This window comes from Flavobacterium panici (genome assembly GCF_024499525.1).
GTDB lineage: Bacteria > Bacteroidota > Bacteroidia > Flavobacteriales > Flavobacteriaceae > Flavobacterium > Flavobacterium panici.
The window spans coordinates 1473256-1492846 of record NZ_CP100437.1; the positions used below are offsets into that span (position 1 = coordinate 1473256).

The 19591-nt window shown below is 34.8% G+C and carries 19 protein-coding genes; 3 read left to right on the forward strand and 16 right to left on the reverse strand.

Annotated elements, in window-relative coordinates:
* The 9 genes from NLJ00_RS06580 to aspS all read right to left on the reverse strand — a co-directional run bounded on the left by NLJ00_RS06580 (position 1) and on the right by aspS (position 8600).
* Positions 1–1032, reverse strand: coding sequence for a 2Fe-2S iron-sulfur cluster-binding protein (locus NLJ00_RS06580; protein WP_053471549.1), 1032 nt, complete (start codon positions 1030–1032; stop codon positions 1–3).
* Between the two features lie 171 nt (positions 1033–1203).
* Entirely contained in the window at positions 1204–2574 is a 1371-nt protein-coding gene (gene nuoF, locus NLJ00_RS06585) for an NADH-quinone oxidoreductase subunit NuoF (RefSeq protein WP_056206816.1), read from the reverse strand.
* A 1-nt stretch (position 2575) separates the two neighbouring features.
* Positions 2576–3106 (reverse strand): complex I 24 kDa subunit family protein, encoded by a 531-nt coding sequence (locus NLJ00_RS06590; RefSeq protein ID WP_035646225.1) that lies wholly within the window; start codon positions 3104–3106, stop codon positions 2576–2578.
* A 141-nt stretch (positions 3107–3247) separates the two neighbouring features.
* Positions 3248–4486, reverse strand: coding sequence for an NADH-quinone oxidoreductase subunit D (locus NLJ00_RS06595; protein WP_053471547.1), 1239 nt, complete (start codon positions 4484–4486; stop codon positions 3248–3250).
* A gap of 25 nt (positions 4487–4511) precedes the next feature.
* The gene (locus tag NLJ00_RS06600; RefSeq protein ID WP_053471546.1) at positions 4512–5033 is read right to left on the reverse strand and encodes an NADH-quinone oxidoreductase subunit C; all 522 of its coding nucleotides are present in this window, start codon (positions 5031–5033) and stop codon (positions 4512–4514) included.
* A 1-nt stretch (position 5034) separates the two neighbouring features.
* The gene (locus NLJ00_RS06605) at positions 5035–5583 is read right to left on the reverse strand and encodes an NADH-quinone oxidoreductase subunit B (RefSeq protein ID WP_053471545.1); all 549 of its coding nucleotides are present in this window, start codon (positions 5581–5583) and stop codon (positions 5035–5037) included.
* A gap of 159 nt (positions 5584–5742) precedes the next feature.
* Positions 5743–6108 carry an NADH-quinone oxidoreductase subunit A gene (locus NLJ00_RS06610; protein WP_053471573.1) on the reverse strand — a complete coding sequence of 122 codons (366 nt, stop codon included), beginning with the start codon at positions 6106–6108 and terminating at the stop codon, positions 5743–5745.
* A gap of 243 nt (positions 6109–6351) precedes the next feature.
* Positions 6352–6546 (reverse strand): cold-shock protein, encoded by a 195-nt coding sequence (locus NLJ00_RS06615; protein WP_007137066.1) that lies wholly within the window; start codon positions 6544–6546, stop codon positions 6352–6354.
* Positions 6547–6848: 302 nt separating this feature from the next.
* Positions 6849–8600 carry an aspartate--tRNA ligase gene (gene aspS, locus NLJ00_RS06620; RefSeq protein WP_180857153.1) on the reverse strand — a complete coding sequence of 584 codons (1752 nt, stop codon included), beginning with the start codon at positions 8598–8600 and terminating at the stop codon, positions 6849–6851.
* Between the two features lie 157 nt (positions 8601–8757).
* On the opposite strand from aspS, the gene NLJ00_RS06625 reads away from it, so the two are divergent.
* Positions 8758–9756, forward strand: coding sequence for a TlpA family protein disulfide reductase (locus tag NLJ00_RS06625; protein WP_256636650.1), 999 nt, complete (start codon positions 8758–8760; stop codon positions 9754–9756).
* Positions 9757–9966: 210 nt separating this feature from the next.
* A complete protein-coding gene (locus NLJ00_RS06630; RefSeq protein ID WP_256636651.1) occupies positions 9967–10317 on the forward strand; it encodes a toxin-antitoxin system YwqK family antitoxin in 351 nt (116 codons plus the stop codon).
* Positions 10318–10627: 310 nt separating this feature from the next.
* Here the strand turns inward: NLJ00_RS06630 and NLJ00_RS06635 are convergent, their stop codons facing one another.
* The 6 genes from NLJ00_RS06635 to NLJ00_RS06660 all read right to left on the reverse strand — a co-directional run bounded on the left by NLJ00_RS06635 (position 10628) and on the right by NLJ00_RS06660 (position 18443).
* Complete coding sequence (locus NLJ00_RS06635; protein ID WP_256636652.1) at positions 10628–11737, reverse strand: PepSY-associated TM helix domain-containing protein; 1110 nt, start codon at positions 11735–11737, stop codon at positions 10628–10630.
* Positions 11738–11900: 163 nt separating this feature from the next.
* A complete protein-coding gene (locus NLJ00_RS06640) occupies positions 11901–13466 on the reverse strand; it encodes a PepSY-associated TM helix domain-containing protein (RefSeq protein ID WP_256636653.1) in 1566 nt (521 codons plus the stop codon).
* Between the two features lie 5 nt (positions 13467–13471).
* Complete coding sequence (locus NLJ00_RS06645) at positions 13472–13771, reverse strand: hypothetical protein (RefSeq protein ID WP_256636654.1); 300 nt, start codon at positions 13769–13771, stop codon at positions 13472–13474.
* Between the two features lie 13 nt (positions 13772–13784).
* Positions 13785–14117, reverse strand: coding sequence for a hypothetical protein (locus tag NLJ00_RS06650; protein WP_256636655.1), 333 nt, complete (start codon positions 14115–14117; stop codon positions 13785–13787).
* Positions 14118–14337: 220 nt separating this feature from the next.
* Complete coding sequence (odhB, locus tag NLJ00_RS06655; protein WP_180857161.1) at positions 14338–15588, reverse strand: 2-oxoglutarate dehydrogenase complex dihydrolipoyllysine-residue succinyltransferase; 1251 nt, start codon at positions 15586–15588, stop codon at positions 14338–14340.
* Positions 15589–15668: 80 nt separating this feature from the next.
* Positions 15669–18443: a 2-oxoglutarate dehydrogenase E1 component gene (locus tag NLJ00_RS06660; protein ID WP_256636656.1), complete on the reverse strand. Its 2775-nt coding sequence runs from the start codon at positions 18441–18443 to the stop codon at positions 15669–15671.
* Positions 18444–18559: 116 nt separating this feature from the next.
* Between NLJ00_RS06660 and NLJ00_RS06665 the strand changes: the two genes are divergently transcribed.
* Positions 18560–19111, forward strand: coding sequence for a hypothetical protein (locus NLJ00_RS06665; RefSeq protein ID WP_180857163.1), 552 nt, complete (start codon positions 18560–18562; stop codon positions 19109–19111).
* A gap of 114 nt (positions 19112–19225) precedes the next feature.
* Here the strand turns inward: NLJ00_RS06665 and NLJ00_RS06670 are convergent, their stop codons facing one another.
* Complete coding sequence (locus NLJ00_RS06670; protein ID WP_053471534.1) at positions 19226–19579, reverse strand: hypothetical protein; 354 nt, start codon at positions 19577–19579, stop codon at positions 19226–19228.
* Positions 19580–19591: the final 12 nt, after the last annotated feature.

A 19591-nucleotide genomic window follows, 5' to 3' on the forward strand; every position in this document is an offset into this window, starting at 1 on the left:
TTAAGAATTTTTTTCATTAGTAGTTAATGGAATTGCAGCCATACTAATTTTTTTACGGTCGATATCGCGGCCTAAAAGAATATTCTTTTCAGTATCGATTTCAACTTTCTCTAATTTTTGAGTGTAGTTATTTTGATTGATAACAGAATCTTTTTCAAATTCTCTAGGTCCTTCAATAACCCAGTCATTTACATCTTTGTGATCAAAACGACAGCTGTTGCAAATGAATTCTTCTACTTCATGATACTCATCTTTACGACCAGTAACACGTTGAATTTCTCCACCAAACATCCAAACTGTAGTTTTACCGCAGCATCCAGGAGTAGTACATTCTCTGTGTGCGTTATAAGGTTTATTAAACCAAACTCTTGATTTAAAACGGAAAGTTTTGTCTGTTAAAGCTCCAACCGGACAAACGTCAATCATGTTTCCAGAAAACTCATTGTCGATTGCTTTAGAAATTCCGGTAGAAATATTAGCGTGGTCACCACGATCTAATACTCCGTGAACTCTGTTGTCTGTCAATTGATCTGCAACTTGTACACATCTTTGGCATAAAATACAACGGTTCATATGCAGTTGAATATTTGGACCAATATCTTCTGGTTCAAACGTTCTTTTTTCTTCAATAAAACGTGATTTTGGGTTTCCGTGCTCAAAACTTAAATTTTGAAGATCACATTCACCAGCCTGATCACAAATAGGACAGTCTAATGGGTGGTTGATCAATAAAAATTCTGTTACAGATTTACGCGCCTCGGTAACTCTGGCAGAAGATTTACTATTTACTTCCATTCCGTCCATACATCCTGTTACACAAGATGCCATTAATTTCGGCATTGGTCTAGGGTCAGCTTCACTACCTTTAGAAACTTCAACTAAACAACAACGACATTTACCGCCGCTGCCTTTTAATTTTGAGTAATAGCACATGGCTGGCGGCACCAAATCTCCACCAATCATACGTGCAGCCTGCAGGATCGTTGTTCCTGGTTCTACGTCTATACTTTGACCGTCTATGGTTACTTTCATCTCTTACTTTTGTTTTTTTAGTTTCAGGTTTCACGTTTCAGTTTTTAACCTGAAACTAAAAAAACTTGAAACTTGAAACTATTTTAAACTTTTTTGTTGAAAGTCGGAATATTTTAAAGAATTGCTGTCCTTTTTAATATTATGAACTTTATAACTTTCTGCTTTTTATTTTTATACGATTACTTTACCGCCTACTAAATGCTTTACTTGTGAAAAAGGTTCAGCAACAAAGTGATCTCTATTTTTGATTTTTTCAGGGAAACGAACGTGATATTCAAATTCATCTCTAAAGTGACGAATCGCTGCTGCTACTGGCCAAGAAGCGGCGTCACCAAGCGGACAAATTGTGTTTCCTTCAATTTTACTCTGAATGCTCCAAAGTAATTCGATATCTTCTTCACGGCCTTGACCGTTTTCAATTCTCCATAAGATTTTTTCTAACCATCCTGTTCCTTCACGGCAAGGCGTACATTGACCGCAAGATTCGTGGTGGTAAAAACGTGCAAAGTTCCAAGTGTTTCTTACGACACAAGCAGTATCGTTGTAAACAATAAATCCTCCGGAACCTAACATAGATCCGGTAGCAAAACCACCATCACTTAAGGACTCGTAAGTCATTAAACGATCTTCACCGTTTGCTGTTTTGAAAATCAATTCAGCTGGTAAAATTGGCACAGAAGAACCTCCCGGCACAAATGCTTTTAAAGGACGGCTTGAAGACATTCCTCCTAAATATTCATCAGAATTCATGAATTCGTCAACGCTTAAACCTAATTCAATTTCGTAAACTCCAGGATTTTTGATGTGTCCGGAAGCAGAAATTAATTTAGTTCCAGTAGAACGTCCAATTCCAATTTTAGCATAATCGTCACCAGAATTGTTTACAATCCACGGCACTGTTGCAATAGTTTCAACGTTATTTACCACAGTTGGATTTGCCCAAAGTCCTGAAACCGCAGGGAATGGTGGTTTAATACGAGGATTTCCTCTTTTACCTTCCAAAGATTCTATAAGTGCAGTTTCTTCTCCGCAGATATAAGCTCCAGCTCCACAGTGAACGTGTAACTCTAAATCGTAACCTGAACCTAATATATTTTTTCCTAACCAACCTGCAGCTTTAGCTTCGGCGATTGCTCTTTCTAAAATTTTGTAAACCCACATATACTCTCCACGAATGTAGATATAGGAAAGGTTAGCGCCTAAAGCGTAACTAGAAGTAATCATTCCTTCGATCAATAAGTGAGGAATAAATTCCATCAAATAACGATCTTTGAATGTTCCTGGCTCTGATTCGTCGGCGTTACAAACTAAATGTCTTGGTTTTCCTGATTTTTTATCAATAAAGCTCCATTTCATTCCGGCAGGGAAACCCGCACCGCCACGACCACGAAGACCTGACTTTTTTACTTCTTCAGTAACTTCATCCGGTGTAAGTGTTTTTAAAGCTTTTTCTACAGAAGCGTAACCACCATTTTGGCGATATACTTCGTAGGTTTTAATTCCAGGAATATTGATTTTATCTAATAATATTTTTTGTGACATCTTATTTATCGTGTAATATTATTTTATCATCTTTACAATCAGCGATTAACTGATCGATTTTTTCTTCTGTCAATTTTTCTTTGTAGAAATCACCTAACTGCATCATCGGAGCGTATCCGCAGGCACCTAAACATTCTACACCGGCAATGGTAAACATTCCGTCAGCGGTTGTTTCACCCATTTTAATGCCTAATTTTTCAGAAGTATAATCCATTAAATTTTCGGCACCGCTTAAACAACAACAAGACGTCTGGCAAAATTCAAACATGTATTTTCCAATTGGTTTTTGGTTGAACATGGTATAAAAAGTAACCACTTCATAAACCTCAATTGGTTTTATCTGAAGAATTTCGGCAACCTTGTCCTGCAATTCAATGCTAAGCCAGTTATTATGCGCATCCTGCACTTCGTGCAAAACAGGCAGTAGAGCCGATTTTTGTTTGCCTTCCGGATAATGACTAATCAATTCATTGATACGAGCGATCAATGCCTCAGTCATATTTATTTCTTGTTTGTAATGTTTACGTTCCATTTTTTATTTTGGATTTTAGATTTTAGATTTTAGATTTTTCAATCTGGATCTATAATCGGCATTCTTTTTAAATTTTAGATTTCTGATTTTAAATTTTAGATCTTCCAATCTGCAATCTAAATTCTAAAATCTGCAATCTTTTTACGCGTCTAATTCTCCTGCAATTACGTTTAAACTCGAAAGGATAACAATTGCATCAGAAAGTAACGCACCTTTAATCATTTCAGGATATGCCTGGTAGTAAATAAAACAAGGTCTTCTGAAATGTAATCTATATGGAGTTCTGCTTCCGTCTGTAACTAAATAAAAACCTATCTCTCCATTTCCTCCTTCAACAGGGTGGTAAATTTCGGCAACCGGAACAGGAACTTCTCCCATTACGATTTTAAAGTGATAGATTAAGGATTCCATCGAATTGTATACATCTTCTTTTGGAGGAAGATAATAATCAGGAACCTGAGCATGGTATTCGTTTCCTTCCGGCATTTTTTCCAAAGCCTGACGAATAATGCTTAAACTTTCCCAAACTTCAGCATTACGAACACAGAAACGATCGTATGTATCACCTGATTTTCCAACAGGAACAATAAAATCAAAATCTTCGTAAGATGAGTAAGGCTGAGCCACACGAACGTCGTAATCAACTCCGGCAGCACGTAAGTTTGGACCTGTAAATCCGTAAGCCATTGCTTGTTCAGCAGAGATTGCACCTACGTTTACAGTTCTGTCAAGGAAAATTCTGTTTCTTTCGAATAAGTTTTCGAATTCTTTCCATGCAACTGGAAATTCTTCAAGGAATTTATCTAGTTTTTTGAAAGCTTCTGGAGACCAGTCTCTTTCAAAACCACCAATTCTTCCCATATTTGTAGTCAAACGAGCTCCACAAATTTCTTCGTAGATTTCGTAGATTTTTTCTCTAAATTGAAAAACGTATAAGAAACCAGTATACGCACCAGTATCAACCCCAAGAATCGAGTTACAGATTAAGTGGTCTGTAATACGAGCCAGCTCCATTACAATAACTCTTAAGTATTGCGCTCTTTTTGGAACTTCAACACCTAATAGTTTTTCTAATGTCATCCACCATCCCATATTATTAATAGGAGAGGAGCAATAGTTCATACGGTCTGTAAGAGGAGTAATTTGGTAAAACGGACGATTTTCGGCAATTTTTTCGAAAGCTCTGTGGATGTAACCAATAGTTGGTTCAGCTTCCAGAATTCTTTCACCATCCATTAATAGGATATTTTGAAAAATACCGTGAGTCGCAGGGTGGGTAGGACCTAAATTCAGCACTGAAAGCTCGCTTCCGTCTTCATTTAGTTTCTCCTTAATTATTTTAGCATAACGATGCTCTGGTGGTAATAATAGTTCTGACATTTTATAATGTTGAATTATTTATTTTTTAGCAATTTGTTGTTGTTCTTCCAAAGAATCTGTCGTCTTTATCAGTTCTTCCGCTGTCTTCCATTGGGAATTCTTTTCTCATTGGGAAAGACACCATTTCGTCCATATTCAAAATACGTTTCAATTGCGGGTGGCCAATAAAATTGATTCCGTAGAAATCGTATGTTTCTCTTTCCATCCAGTTTGAACTTAAGAAGATATTTGAAACAGTTTTGATTTCTGGTTTTTCACCATTTAGATAAACTTTAATTCTCAAACGTTTGTTTTCGTACCAGTTGTGCAAATGATATACGATTGCAAACTGACGTTCTGAATCGTTGTCTGGGTAATGAACCCCGCATAAATCTGTTAAAAAGTGAAAACGTAGTTCAGAATCGTTTTTAAGGAATAAAATTAACGCTGTAATTTTATCAGCTGAAGCTTCTAAAGAAAAAATATCTCTTTCTTGCTGAAAGTTAAAAACATCGTTATTAAATGTTTCTGTAAGTTTATCTTGAATCAGGGTATTTTCTAAAGCCATCTTATGAGATATTATATGAAGCTAATAATTCTTGGTATTCTGGTGAACTTCTGCGTCTAACAGATTCGCTTTTTACCAATTCTTGCAATCTCATTACACCGTCAACAATCTGCTCTGGTCTTGGCGGGCATCCAGGAACGTAAACGTCAACCGGGATTACTTTATCAATTCCTTGTAAAACTGAGTAAGTGTCAAAAATACCTCCTGATGAAGCGCAAGCCCCAACAGCAATTACCCAGCGAGGCTCAGACATTTGTTCGTAAACTTGTCTTAAAATTGGAGCCATTTTTTTAGAAATAGTTCCCATTACCAATAACATATCTGCCTGACGAGGAGAAAAACTCACACGCTCAGAACCAAAACGTGCTAAATCGTAATGTGAAGCCATTGTTGCCATAAACTCAATTCCGCAGCAAGATGTTGCGAATGGTAAAGGCCAAAGAGAATTCGCGCGTGCCAAACCAACAACGTCATTTAGTTTTGTAGCGAAGAAACCTTCTCCTACAACTCCTTCCGGTGGCGCAACCATATTTACATTTGAATCGCTCATTTTATTTTAAGATTTCTGATTTTAGATTTTAGATTTGTTGAAATCGTAAAAAGTAAAATCAATTTTTTTAAATCAGTATATTAATTCAAAGGAGTTTAAATTTTAAATTTTAATTCGAGACATAATCTAAAATCAGAAATCTAAAATCTAAAATCACATTTATTCCCAGTCTAAAGCTCTTTTTTTGATGATGTAGAAAAAACCAACCAAAAGTAAAGCCATAAAAACGACCATTTTAAGCATTCCTTCTATACCAAGATCTTTAAAGTTTACTGCCCACGGATAAAGGAAAATTACCTCTACGTCAAACAATACGAACAAAATCGCTACCAGAAAATATTTTACAGAAAAAGGAATACGGGCATTACCAACAGATTCGATACCGCACTCGAAGTTTTTATCTTTTACTTCAGAGGTTCTTTTTGGGCCTAATTTTCCAGAAATAATGATTGTTCCTACCACAAAACCAACAGCCAGAATGAACTGCATTAAGATAGGAATGTAACTGTATTGATCAGATTGCATAAGCTTAGCTTTTTTACTTAAAGAATAAGCCACAAAGATAACTTTCAACTATGTAAATCACAAACTAAAGGGAGATATAAGTACACCATGAAAGCGCGTTTACATGTAATTTTTATTGATTATAAATAACGCACGCTTTTTTTAATATTTTTTTAAGAAATGGACAAAAAAAAACGTCTCGAAATAAATCGAAACGTTTTTAAAACCATTCAGAGGCAAAAAAAATAAATTGCTATATTTTTCTTAGATTACTGCTACTTTAGCAGCAACTTTCCCTTTTCTTCCTTCTTCTTCTTCATAGCTTACACGGTCTCCTTCGCGTAATTCTTCCGCGTTAATTCCTGAAGCGTGAACGAAGATGTCCTTTCCTGTTTCTTCGTCTGTAATGAATCCATAACCTTTAGATTCATTGAAAAATTTTACTGTACCTGTACGCATTGTAATTGTAATAATAATTTATAATAAAGCAAATGTAATATATAAATTCATACAAAAGACATCTACCTGTTAATTTTTTGTAAAAATTATTGATTTCCAGTGTTTTTACGTAGTTTATTGCATCAAATTATATATGAAATACCATAATTTGAGAATCGTTAATTGTAAGAATATCAAAAAGATGAACTTGTAGGAATTTAATATCTGAATAAGTGTAAATCAGCCCATTATTTTTTGTGACTTAATTGCATAAAAAAACAGCTGAATTTTCAGCTGTTTTTAAATATTTAAATTTCTATTAATTATATAGAATCAATTTTAATGTGTAATTCTTTTAATTGCGATTCATCAATTGTTGATGGAGCATCGATCATAACATCGCGTCCTGAATTATTTTTAGGAAAAGCGATAAAATCTCTAATTGTTTCCTGACCGCCTAAAATGGCAACCAATCTATCCAGACCAAAAGCTAGACCACCGTGAGGAGGCGCTCCAAATTGAAATGCATCCATTAAGAAACCAAACTGCGCTTTTGCTTCTTCTTCAGTAAATCCTAAATATTTGAACATTAACTGCTGTGTCGCTTTATCGTGAATACGAATTGATCCGCCGCCAATTTCGTTTCCGTTTAAAACCATATCGTAAGCATTGGCACGAACTTTTCCCGGTTCTGTCTCTAACAAGGCCATGTCTTCTGGTTTTGGAGAAGTAAACGGGTGGTGCATTGCGTGGTAACGACCGCTTTCTTCGTCAAGTTCCAATAATGGGAAATCAACAACCCATAATGGAGCAAATTCTTCAGGATTACGCAATCCTAAACGAGTTGCTAATTCCATACGAAGTGCAGAAAGCTGCGCACGTGTTTTGTTAGCAGGACCAGAAAGTACAAAAATCATGTCTCCAGGATTTGCTTCTGTAGCTTTTGCCCAGTTTGCTAAATCATCATTATCGTAGAATTTATCTACAGATGATTTAAATGTTCCGTCTTCGTTACATTTTACATAAACCATTCCAGACGCTCCAACTTGCGGACGTTTTACCCAGTCAATTAATCCGTCAATTTCTTTACGAGTATAATTTCCTGCTCCCGGAACTGCAATTCCCACAACTAATTCAGCTGAATTGAAAACTGGAAATTCTTTATGCTGTGCAAATTCGTTTAACTCACCAAATTTCATCCCGAAACGAATGTCCGGTTTGTCATTTCCGTATGTTTTCATAGCATAGTCGTAAGTAATTCTTGGGAATTTTTCTACTTCTATACCTTTAATTTCTTTTAATAAATGTCTTGTCAAACCTTCAAAAACATTCAAAATGTCTTCTTGTTCCACAAATGCCATTTCGCAGTCGATTTGTGTAAACTCCGGCTGACGGTCTGCACGTAAATCTTCATCACGGAAACATTTCACAATTTGGAAATATTTATCCATTCCCCCAACCATCAATAATTGTTTGAAAGTTTGTGGAGATTGCGGCAATGCATAAAACTGTCCTTCGTTCATACGGCTTGGTACAACGAAATCTCTTGCTCCTTCCGGAGTTGATTTGATTAAGTAAGGAGTTTCAACTTCGCAGAAATCTAAATCAGATAGATATTTACGAACTTCCATTGCTACTTTATGACGGAACAATAAACTGTTTTTTACCGGATTTCTACGAATATCTAAATAACGATATTTCATTCTGATATCTTCACCACCGTCAGTTTCATCTTCAATTGTGAAAGGAGGCGTTAATGCAGCATTTAAAATCGTTAATTCAGAAACTAAAATTTCGATTTCACCAGTCGGAATGTTTTTGTTTTTAGCTTCACGCTCAATAACAGTTCCTTTTACCTGAATTACAAATTCACGACCAAGAGTTTTGGCTAATTCAAAAACGGTTTTATCGGTACGACTTTCGTCGAAAATAAGCTGTGTAATTCCATAACGGTCGCGTAAATCGACCCAGTTCATAAATCCTTTATCACGTGATTTTTGAACCCAGCCCGCAAGTGTAACTTCGGTATTAATATTTGAAGCGTTTAATTCGCCGCAATTATGACTTCTATACATAATCTCAATTTTAGACTGCAAAAGTAAACACAAAATTCAAATTAATATAACAAAGTGTGCAACTAGATGATTATTAATTTAAAATATTTTGTTAATTCTGAAATTTTGAACTTGTAATTTCTTTAGATTTGATGTACTAAAAACAAACTTTAATACTATGAAGAAACTTCTTATTGCCGGTTTAGTATTTTTCAGTGCTTTGAATATCAGTGCACAATCTAAAAAATATGTGACTTTTGAAGCAAATATCGCCAACAGAAATACTGACATTATAAAGATTATTAATGAAGGCAGAGTAATCAAAACCATCTATGTCGATAAGAATGGTATTTTTAAAGATACTCTGGTCGTTAATGGTGGCAGAAGCCGATTATATGATGGTGTAGAATCGACAGAATTGTTTCTAAAAAACGGTTACGATATCAAACTGAAAATGGATGCCAAACAATTTGATGAATCTATTGTTTACACTGGTAAAGGAAGTGCAGAAAACAACATTTTAGCGCAGCGTATTTTAGCTGATGAAAAACTTTATGACAATAGTGTTGCTTCTCTGGACGATGCTGCTTTTAATAAATTGGTCGATGCAAAAAAAGCCGGTGATGCTGCTCGTTTAAAAGATAAAAATCTAGATCCAGAATTTGTAAAAATTGAAACAGAAAATGGAGCTAACGCAATTGCAGAAATCTCTCAATATCGTAAGGAAGCTCAGGATATTGCAAAAATGAACAACAGACCTTCTCCAGGTTTTGATTATGAAAACCATAAAGGAGGTAAAACCAAACTTTCTGACTTAAAAGGAAAATATGTTTATATTGATCTTTGGGCAACGTGGTGCGGACCTTGTAGAGGAGAAATTCCATATTTGCAAAAAGTGGAGGAAAAATATCATGGAAAAAATATTGAGTTCGTAAGTATTTCGATAGATACTCCAAAAGATCATGATAAATGGCAAAAGTTTGTTACGGATAAACAACTTGGAGGTATTCAGTTATTTTCTGATAATGAATGGAAATCAGAGTTTGTAACAAGTTATAATGTAACCGGAATTCCGAGATTTATTTTAATTGATCCGAAAGGCAATGTTGTCGATGCAAATGCATCAAGACCCTCTTCTCCAGACCTTGAAAAGCAGTTAGACTCATTATTGAACTAATTTATGCACTAAATTTATAACGTTATCGTAGTTTTAGTTTTTTGCTAAAACACCAGTAAAACCAATGCCTCAGCATTGGTTTTTTTGTTTCTGGGAAATTTCCAATGTTAAGTTTTTATTCAATGTTATCAAATTGTTAAGTAAAAGTTTTTTTAATGTAAACATTTGATTATATTTGGTAATGATTTCTTAACATTAATACCTAAAGATATGAAAAAGAGTGTAATTTTAGCAGCGTTATTGTTCTCTGGAATATTAGCTGCACAAGAAGTGAATCCTGAATTAGAAGCTGTTGGAAACAAAGTAAAAGCTACTTATTATTATGATAATGGCAGAGTACAGCAAGAAGGCTTCTTTAAGGATGGTAAATTAGATGGTGTTTGGGTATCTTATGATGAAAGAGGAAATAAAAAAGCCATTGGAGAATACACAGACGGAGTTAAAACTGGAAAATGGATTTATTTTACTGATAACAACAACTTAAGCGAAGTTGCTTATGTTGACAATAAAGTAGCCTCAGTTAAAAACTTACAGAAAAATGCTTTAGCAAACAGAAACTAATTAAGTTTCGACGATTTATAACAAAGAGGCTGTCTCAAAAGTTGAGACAGCCTCTTTGTTATTTTACATGTTTCTTTGTTCTGTAGGAACATTTCATTGGTAGAAAATTAATTTGTTATAATGGTTTACGTTCCGTAGGAACGTTTGATTTTGACATTTTTTATAATCTGACCTATCAAACGTTCCTACGGAACGCAAATGGGGTTGGCCTTTTTTTTCTACCTACGAAACATTTCTATGGAATGATAAATAGGATATCAACAAAATAATTATAGTAAAAGAGCTGGTTCGACTTTTGATACAGCTTTTTTTATGCCCGTTTTTTAGATTTTTTTCTTCTTCCAAACCAAATTATAAAACCGGTTACAGGTAAAGCCGAAGCTATTAAGCTTACTGTAAAAGCAATAATTTTTCCGGGTAAATCTAAAATTTGCCCGGTGTGGATTCCGTAATTCATTTCGACAACCTGCAGACCTAAACTTTTGGAATGATACGGATCACTTTGAATTAATTTCCCGTCTTGTGGATGAAAATAATAATTACTTTGATGATCGTATCGTAAAGCATGAGGATATGCTCCGGTGTTGATGATATCGCCTTTTTGCTGCGGATATATAACAAAAATCATTTCGGATTTTGGTTGTAATTTCATGGTTTGTATAAAAGCACGATCTACAGCTGTTATAGAATTAAAATCGAATTTTGTTGTGTCGATTACAGGTGCTTTTGTTTCGGCAGTTTTATCTCCACCAAAATTGAATGTTTTGTAAATTCCGTCGCCAACCCATTGGTAGGTAAAAGTTAATCCGGTTATGGCGAGAATAAGTGCAATTAGTGCGATATAAAATCCTGAAGTATTATGCCAGTCATAATTTACACGACGCCATCTTGCGGACCATTTTATAGTAAAACTTCTTTTAACGTCACTTCTGCGTTTTGGCCACCATTGTATAATTCCCGAAATCAATAAAACAATAAAAATAATAGTTGAAACGCCAATAATATGTTTTCCGATATAATCCGGCAGAAGCAAATACAGATGAATATATTCGACAATGATGAAAAAATCGGTTTTGGGATTTTCAGTTTTTAGATATTCTCCTGTGTATGGATTAAAATAGAGATATAAATTTTCGGTATCAGAATAGGTGAAAACAATTGCCGAACGATTTTTTCCATAATAGGAAACCATTGACTGTTTATTCTTTGGAAGAATTTCTTTTGCTTTTTCCTGCAAAACCGAAGGCATTAAAAAAGGTTTGTTTTGAGGTTCAACCAAACGCCATTCTTTTCGAGTAATGTCTTTTATTTCGTCATGAAAACAGAATATACAGCCCGTAATACAGACTATAAAAACAATAAGCCCGGAAATTAATCCGAGCCATTTATGTAGAAAACGTATTTGCGTTTTGAATCCCATTTTTTGATTAAAAGCGTAAAAGTAGACGCAAAATCAATAGAGGGCAAATAATTTATGCTAATTTTAAGCTATTGCTCAAAAAGTAAAAAAAGTTAGCCACGAATTTCACAAATTTCCACAAATTTAATTCGTGCAAATTCGTGAAATTCGTGGCGGAAAAATTTTAGACTTTTGTTTCTGCAACAACTTCTTTTTTAGGCTTTAAGTGATACGCCGTATAAAGTGTTATAGAAGCCAAAGCAATCCAGAAAACATCAATAAAGAAAATCTGAATTTTGTGTTCCATAAACGAAGTCCAAAACCAATCTCCGGAAACAATTCCGTTTGTTATTGGAATTAAAAACCCTAAAATACTTCCTGAAATTAAACAGAATTTATTCGTAAAATCATCATTCTTTTTAATGATAAAGAATACAGTCAGTAAGAGCCATCCGCCAAAATATAAACTAAACAAGTTAGATTGACTTAAAGGATAAAATATTTTTGAACCAATAAAAGCCAAAGCTGTAATAGGGTACATACTCAAACAAATGGCCAGATAAATGCGAACAACAGCAGCGTTGAAACGTCTTTTCTTTTCGGGTAAATTATTCTTTTGTCTTGCCACTAACCAGATCATAACACCGGAAATGATGACAAAACATGTTATAATTCCTAAAATGAAACTTACGATTTTTAGTGCATATCCGCCGTAATCACCAAAGTGAATTCTATATAAAACATTTTTTACAACATCAATATAGCCATTTTGAGTAACAGGATTTTTGCGGGCAACTTCTTTTCCGTCAGCAATGCGGTACACTACTTTTCCAATTCCCGTAAATTTTTTGTCGCTTAATAATTCACCTTCAACTAAAACGTGCATGTTGGCATCGCCATAATTTTGAATAAAAACGCGGGTAATTTCAAAATCAGACCAATTGCTTTTTGCTTTAGAAACAAGCTGATTGATATCAAAAGGCGTAGCTAATTTTTTATTGTCAAATTTAAAATCAGGATCGTTGTATTCTAATTCTTTATATAATTTGTTCTCGTCGCCTTTATATAAAGCCATTACAGCGGGCGCGACAATTAAAAGTTTAATCATGAAAAATGCTCCGGTTACAGCATAAACAAACTGAAACGGAAGTCCAATCATTCCTAATGCTGTATGTGCATCCGTCCACAATGTTTTTAATTTTTCCTTTGGACGGAAAACATAAAAATTAGAAACAATTTTTTTCCAATGTAATAAAAGCCCGGTTACAATGGCAAACAAGAAAAACAAAGCTGTAAATCCTGAAAGATAATACCCAACCGGATACGGAATCTGCGCCAGAAAATGCAAGCGATATAAAAATTCCCCTAAAGAATAAGATTCTTCGTAAGTGTAGGATTTGAATTTTTTGTTGTCCAGATAAAAGAAAGTGCCTTCTTTTTGTTTGGCTGGAGCCAAAGTATCTTTGGTACCTTCCATATAAACGGCAACCCTGTTTTCTGTAGAAGGTTTAGATATGGTTATATTTCTTCCGTGTAAAACGTATTCTTTGTCAAGATTTTTTAAAGCTTTATTGTAATCTAATTCAATTTCTTTAGTAATGGCGGTAGATTCGCTTCTTTCCCAATTGATGATTTCATCTCTAAAAAAAGAAAAAGATCCCGCAAAAAAGATCACAAAAAGCACAACACTAATTACAATTCCGCTAACGGTATGTGTATGAAAATAAATATTATAATGGCGGTTATTCATAAGGATTACGTAACGGGATTATAAGTTTGACCAAGATAAACAAGAGCAGAAAAAACTAAAGTAAGGAGAAGGTAAATTCCCCAAATTTTCAATCCGCTTTTGGCTAAAAAAGCCAAAACCATCAAAACAACCCAAAGTATAAATCCGCTAAAAGCCATTGTCATTAAAACTTCCGGACGGTTAAACCAGGAAGCTAAAGCTAAATGGAAAGTAACAGAAACAAAGTAACCGCCTAAAATTGCTGCGGTAATTTTGGCAAAACGAGGCCAAAATGCAGGAGTTAAATATTTTGAATTTGCTGGCATTGGTCAAAAAAGTTTAATTGTAATAAAGTTCTAATAAAGCAACAAGAATCAGGATGGTTAAAAGTGCTTTACTGTTTACTTTTTTTAATGGTCTAAGAATGATAATTAAACTCCCAATGGTCATTAGCTGAATAAAAAACATTAAAGTTCCGCTTCCTAAAGACTGCGTAAAAAGCCAGATGGCATAAGCAGCTACAAGAAGTGTTAAACCAGTAATTTTAGTTTGTTTTGGATTTTTCTTCATCCATTTTTCAAAACCAAAATCATATGATAATGCGGCTCTTTTTGAAGTGTAGTAAAGGGTATAAAAAGCTAAAAAAACGATAAGGCTTGCTATTGTTATCATGATTTTACAGATTGAATTAAATTATCGTCCAGTTTATGAGATGATAATTTTAAATTGTTTTTGATTCTGCAAATCTAAGTCATGAATGCCAACAATCCAAGCTATTTTTATTTATTCTAAATTAAATTTTAAAAATAAAATGATTTAATTCGATACTATAAATAAAAAAACCTGCTCAAATGAATGAACAGGTTCTGTATATAATTGAAAATTATTCTGATTACAATTCTAAAGCACGTTTAGCATCGCCATTCATTAATAATTCTAATGGGTTTTCTAAAGCTTCTTTCACAGCAACTAAGAAACCAACAGACTCACGTCCGTCAATAATTCTGTGGTCGTAAGAAAGTGCAACGTACATCATTGGGTGAATTTCAACTTTTCCGTTTACAGCAATTGGACGCTCAATAATGTTGTGCATTCCTAAAATTCCTGATTGAGGAGGGTTGATAATTGGAGTAGATAACATACTTCCAAAAACACCACCATTTGTAATTGTGAAAGTTCCACCTGTCATATCATCAACAGTAATTTGACCGTCACGAGCTCTTAAAGCTAATCTTTTAATTTCAGCTTCAATTCCACGGAAAGTTAATAATTCTGCATTACGAACAACAGGAACCATTAATCCTTTTGGTCCAGAAACTGCGATTGAGATATCAGCAAAATCGTAAGCAATTTTGTAATCACCATCCATCATAGAGTTCACATCTGGATATAATTGTAAAGCTCTTGTAACTGCTTTTGTAAAGAATGACATGAATCCTAAACCTAAACCACCATGTTTCGCTTTGAAAGCATCTTTGTATTCATTACGAATTTGGTTAATTGGCGTCATGTTTACTTCGTTGAAAGTAGTAAGCATAGCTGTTTCGTTTTTAGCCGAAACTAATCTTTCTGCTACTTTACGACGTAACATAGATAATTTTGTACGCTCAGTTCCACGGCTTCCACCAGTTGGAGTTCCCATAGAAGGTACTGCATTTACAGCATCATCTTTAGTGATTCTTCCACCTTTTCCAGTTCCTGAAACTGTAGCCGGAGCAATATTTTTTTCGTCTAATATTTTTCTTGCTGCAGGAGATGGAGTTCCAGCTGCGTAACTTGTTGCTGCCGGAGCTTGAACCGGAGCTGTTTTTGGAGCCTCAGCTTTTACTTCTGCTTTTGGAGCTTCTGCCTTTGGTGCCTCAGCTTTAGGAGCTTCTGCTGCCGGAGCGCCGCCTGCAGGTTTTGCTGCATCTGTATCAATTAAACAAACTACAGCGCCTACAGCTACTGTATCACCTTCTTCAGCTTTTAGTGTAATAACACCGCTCATTTCAGCAGGTAATTCAAGAGTAGCTTTATCTGAATCAACTTCAGCAATAGCCTGATCTTTTTCTACATAATCTCCGTCTTTTACTAACCAAGTTGCAATTTCAACTTCTTTTATTGATTCCCCTGGTGATGGGACTTTCATTTCTAAAATCATCTTTGTTTTTGTTTAAGGTTTTTATGGTTTCAGGTTCATGTTGTTAAACTTGAAACCTGAAACTTGAAACAATTTTTTTATTATCTGAATAAATTTTTATCGAATACCATTCTAATTGCATCTGCGTGACGACGTTTTGCACGTGTGTAACTTCCAGATGCCGGAGCAGCGTATGCTTTTAATGAAGCCAATCTCCATTTTACAAGATCAAAGTTCATTAACATAAAGCTGTAAGCTCCCATGTTTTTAGGTTCTTCCTGAGCCCAAACATAATCATCAGCGTTTGGATATTGTGCGATAATTGCTTTTAACTGCTCAACTGGTAAAGGGAATAATTGCTCGATACGAACAACTGCAACATCAGTTCTTCCGTTGTTTTCTCTTTCTGCAACAATGTCATAGTAGAATTTACCAGTAACAAAAACTAATGTTTTTACTTTCTTTTTATCTACTGTATTGTCATCAATTGTTTCCTGGAAACTTCCTGTCGCTAATTCTTCAACAGTTGATACGCATCTTGGATCACGTAATAAACTTTTTGGAGAGAAAACTATTAAAGGTTTACGGAAATTAGTTTTCATTTGTCTTCTTAACAAGTGGAAGAAGTTGGCTGGCGTTGTACAATCTGCAACATACATATTTTGTCTTGCACAAAGTTGTAAGTAACGCTCCATTCTTGCAGAAGAGTGTTCTGCACCTTGTCCTTCATATCCGTGAGGTAATAATAAAACGATACCGTTTTGGTTGTTCCATTTATCTTCACCACATGAAATGTATTGGTCAATCATAATTTGAGCTCCGTTAGAGAAATCTCCAAATTGTGCTTCCCAAATTGTTAACGCTTTTGGATTTGCTAATGCATATCCGTAATCAAAACCTAGAACACCGTATTCAGATAAAAGTGAATTGAATACGCCGAATTTTCCTTTTTTGTTTTCGATTCCGTCTAATAAAATTACTTCTTCTTCAGAATCTTCCACTTTTACTACAGCGTGACGGTGAGAGAAAGTTCCTCTTTCAACATCCTGACCAGAAATACGAACGTCAAATCCTTCTGTTAAAAGTGAACCGTAAGCTAATGCTTCAGCAGTTCCCCAATCAACAGTATTGTTATCGTATCCAGTTTTTCTGTCCGTAACAATTTTAGTTATTTTACTGATGAATTTTTTATCAGCTGGTAACGTTGAGATTGTATTGATGATAGAATCCAATCCTTTTTTGTCAAAAGTAGTATCTACTTTTTGAAGCATTTGTGTATCAGTTACCTGAACAAATCCATCCCATTCGTTTTTCATGAATGGAGTTATGATTGTCAAATCTTTTTTACGGGAAGCTTCTAAATTCTCCTCTAAAGCAGATTTGTATTCTTTTTCTAAAGCATTTACATAAGATGCATCGATTACGCCGTCAGACAATAATTTTTCAGCATAAATATCTCTTGGATTTTTATGTTTTGCGATGATTTTATATAAAACCGGCTGCGTGAAACGAGGTTCGTCACCTTCGTTATGACCGTATTTTCTGTATCCTAATAAATCGATAAATACATCACGTCCAAATTGCATTCTGTAATCTAATGCAAAAGATACTGCGTGTACAACTGCCTCTGCATCATCAGCATTAACGTGTAAAACTGGTGAAAGTGTTACTTTAGCAACGTCTGTACAATAAGTAGAAGAACGAGCGTCTAAATAGTTAGTTGTAAAACCAACCTGATTGTTAATTACAATATGAATTGTTCCTCCAGTTTTGTAGCCGTCAAGCTGCGCCATCTGAATAATTTCATATAAAATACCCTGACCAGCAATTGCAGCATCTCCGTGTACCGCGATTGGCAATACTTTAGAGAAATCTTCTGGGAAATATTTATCTTGTTTCGCTCTTGTAATACCTTCAATTACAGCTCCAACCGTTTCTAAGTGAGAAGGGTTTGGTGCTAAATTGATGTTGATACTTTTTCCAGATCTTGTTTTTTTGTCGGCAGTAAGACCTAAGTGGTATTTTACGTCACCATCAAAATATTCCTGATCGTAATCTTTACCATCAAACTCGCCAAAAATATCCTGAGTAGATTTATTAAAGATGTTTGCCAAAACGTTCAAACGACCACGGTGAGCCATTCCCATTACGAATTGTTCAACACCTTTTTCTGCAGCCTGCTCGATCAAAGCATCTAAAGCCGGAATAATAGATTCTCCACCTTCTAGTGAAAAACGTTTTTGTCCAACATATTTAGTGTGAAGGAAGTTCTCGAAAGAAACAGCTTCATTTAATTTATTTAAGATTGTTTTCTTTTCTTCTGTAGAGAAATTTGGCTGGTTCACATTAACCGCCAGTTTTTCCTGAATCCATTTTACAACGCCAGGATTCCTGATGTACATATATTCAATACCAATATGCTGGCAGTAAATAGCTTTAAGACGATTTACGATAGCTTCTAATGAAGAAGGCGGGATTCCGATTGTCTGCGCAGCATCAAAAACAGTTGGAAGGTCAGCAGCTGATAATCCGAAATTCTCAATATCTAAAGTAGGAGAAGAAGTTCTACGGTCACGAACAGGGTTTGTTTTTGTAAACAAGTGTCCGCGCGTACGGTATCCATCAATTAATTTTAAAACATTAAATTCTTTTTGCAGTTTGTCTGAAACCTGACTGTAATCTGTGTTTGGGCTAGTCACATACTCAACAATGGTCTGCACTGGATTTTCGTCATTATAAGTCGTTTGTCCAAAGTCAAAACCTTGAAAGAAACTTCTCCAGCTTGGCTCAACGCTGTCTGGGTTAACTAAATATTGATCGTATAATTGTGCAAAGAACTCGGTATGCGCTGCATTTAAAAATGAAAACCTATCCATAATATTAGTGAATATACTTTTTGTTAAATAGAAAGGCAAAAGTACAACAATCGACTTTATTTAAACCTTTTTTTTACGTACTTTTACGTAAAAATTTGTTAAAATAAACGTTAACTATGAAGAAAAAACATTTTTCAATCGATTGCAGATCTTTTTTTGTGATTTTGACAGTCTTATTCTCATGTTACGCAAATGCGCAGCAAACGTATGTTATTGATAACAAAAACCATTTCTGGGATAAAGTGCAGTTTGGAGGCGGGCTCGGTTTAGGAATTGGTTCCGGTTATACAGACATCTCAGTAATGCCAAGCGCGATTTACAATGTTAACGAAATTGTTTCCTTTGGTCTTGGTTTACAATTTGGTTACTTAAACTCAAAGGACTATTATGAATCGTATGTTTATGGCGGAAGTTTAATTACGCTTGTAAACCCAATTCCCGAAGTTCAATTATCTGCCGAATTAGAGCAAGTAAGAGTAGATACTAGATATGAAGCCAACATCAACAGACCTGCTTTTTCTGATAGTTATTGGAATACCGCCTTGTATCTTGGAGCTGGTTACAGAACTGGAAATGTAACAATTGGCGCTCGCTACGATGTTTTATATGATCCTGATAAAAGCCTTTATGGTTCTGGGTTTATGCCTTTTGTTCGTGTTTATTTTTAGAGGTTCAAAGGTTCATAGCGACAAAGGTTCAAAGGTTTTATCATAGGATTAAAAACTACTCGCACAGTGAGGAAACTCTGTCACTTTGCAACTTTGTGCCTTTGCACCTTTTTTTTATTTGTAATGATTACGAAACCAAACCTTCTGCCATTCTCTCTTTAAAATTAAAAAAGCAACCTGTTCAGCTAAAATTACTAAATCCGAACCATCGAGTTTTTTGATTTCGATTTCAGAAACATCAATAATATAAAGAAGGTTCAGATATTCAGCAAATTTGTACTGAATCATTCTGTAAATTTTTTCGTGAAGCTGGATTTTTAATTCTTCGGGAGAAATACTAAGCGGAAAATCAATTCCTTCATTGGCCAGATTAAAATCTTTATTGATTTGCTCAATCAGACTTAAATATAAATTTTCTCTTTCGGCATCAGCCAATAAAAAATCGGTATTTTCAGGAATTGGAAACATTGATGCTCTTTA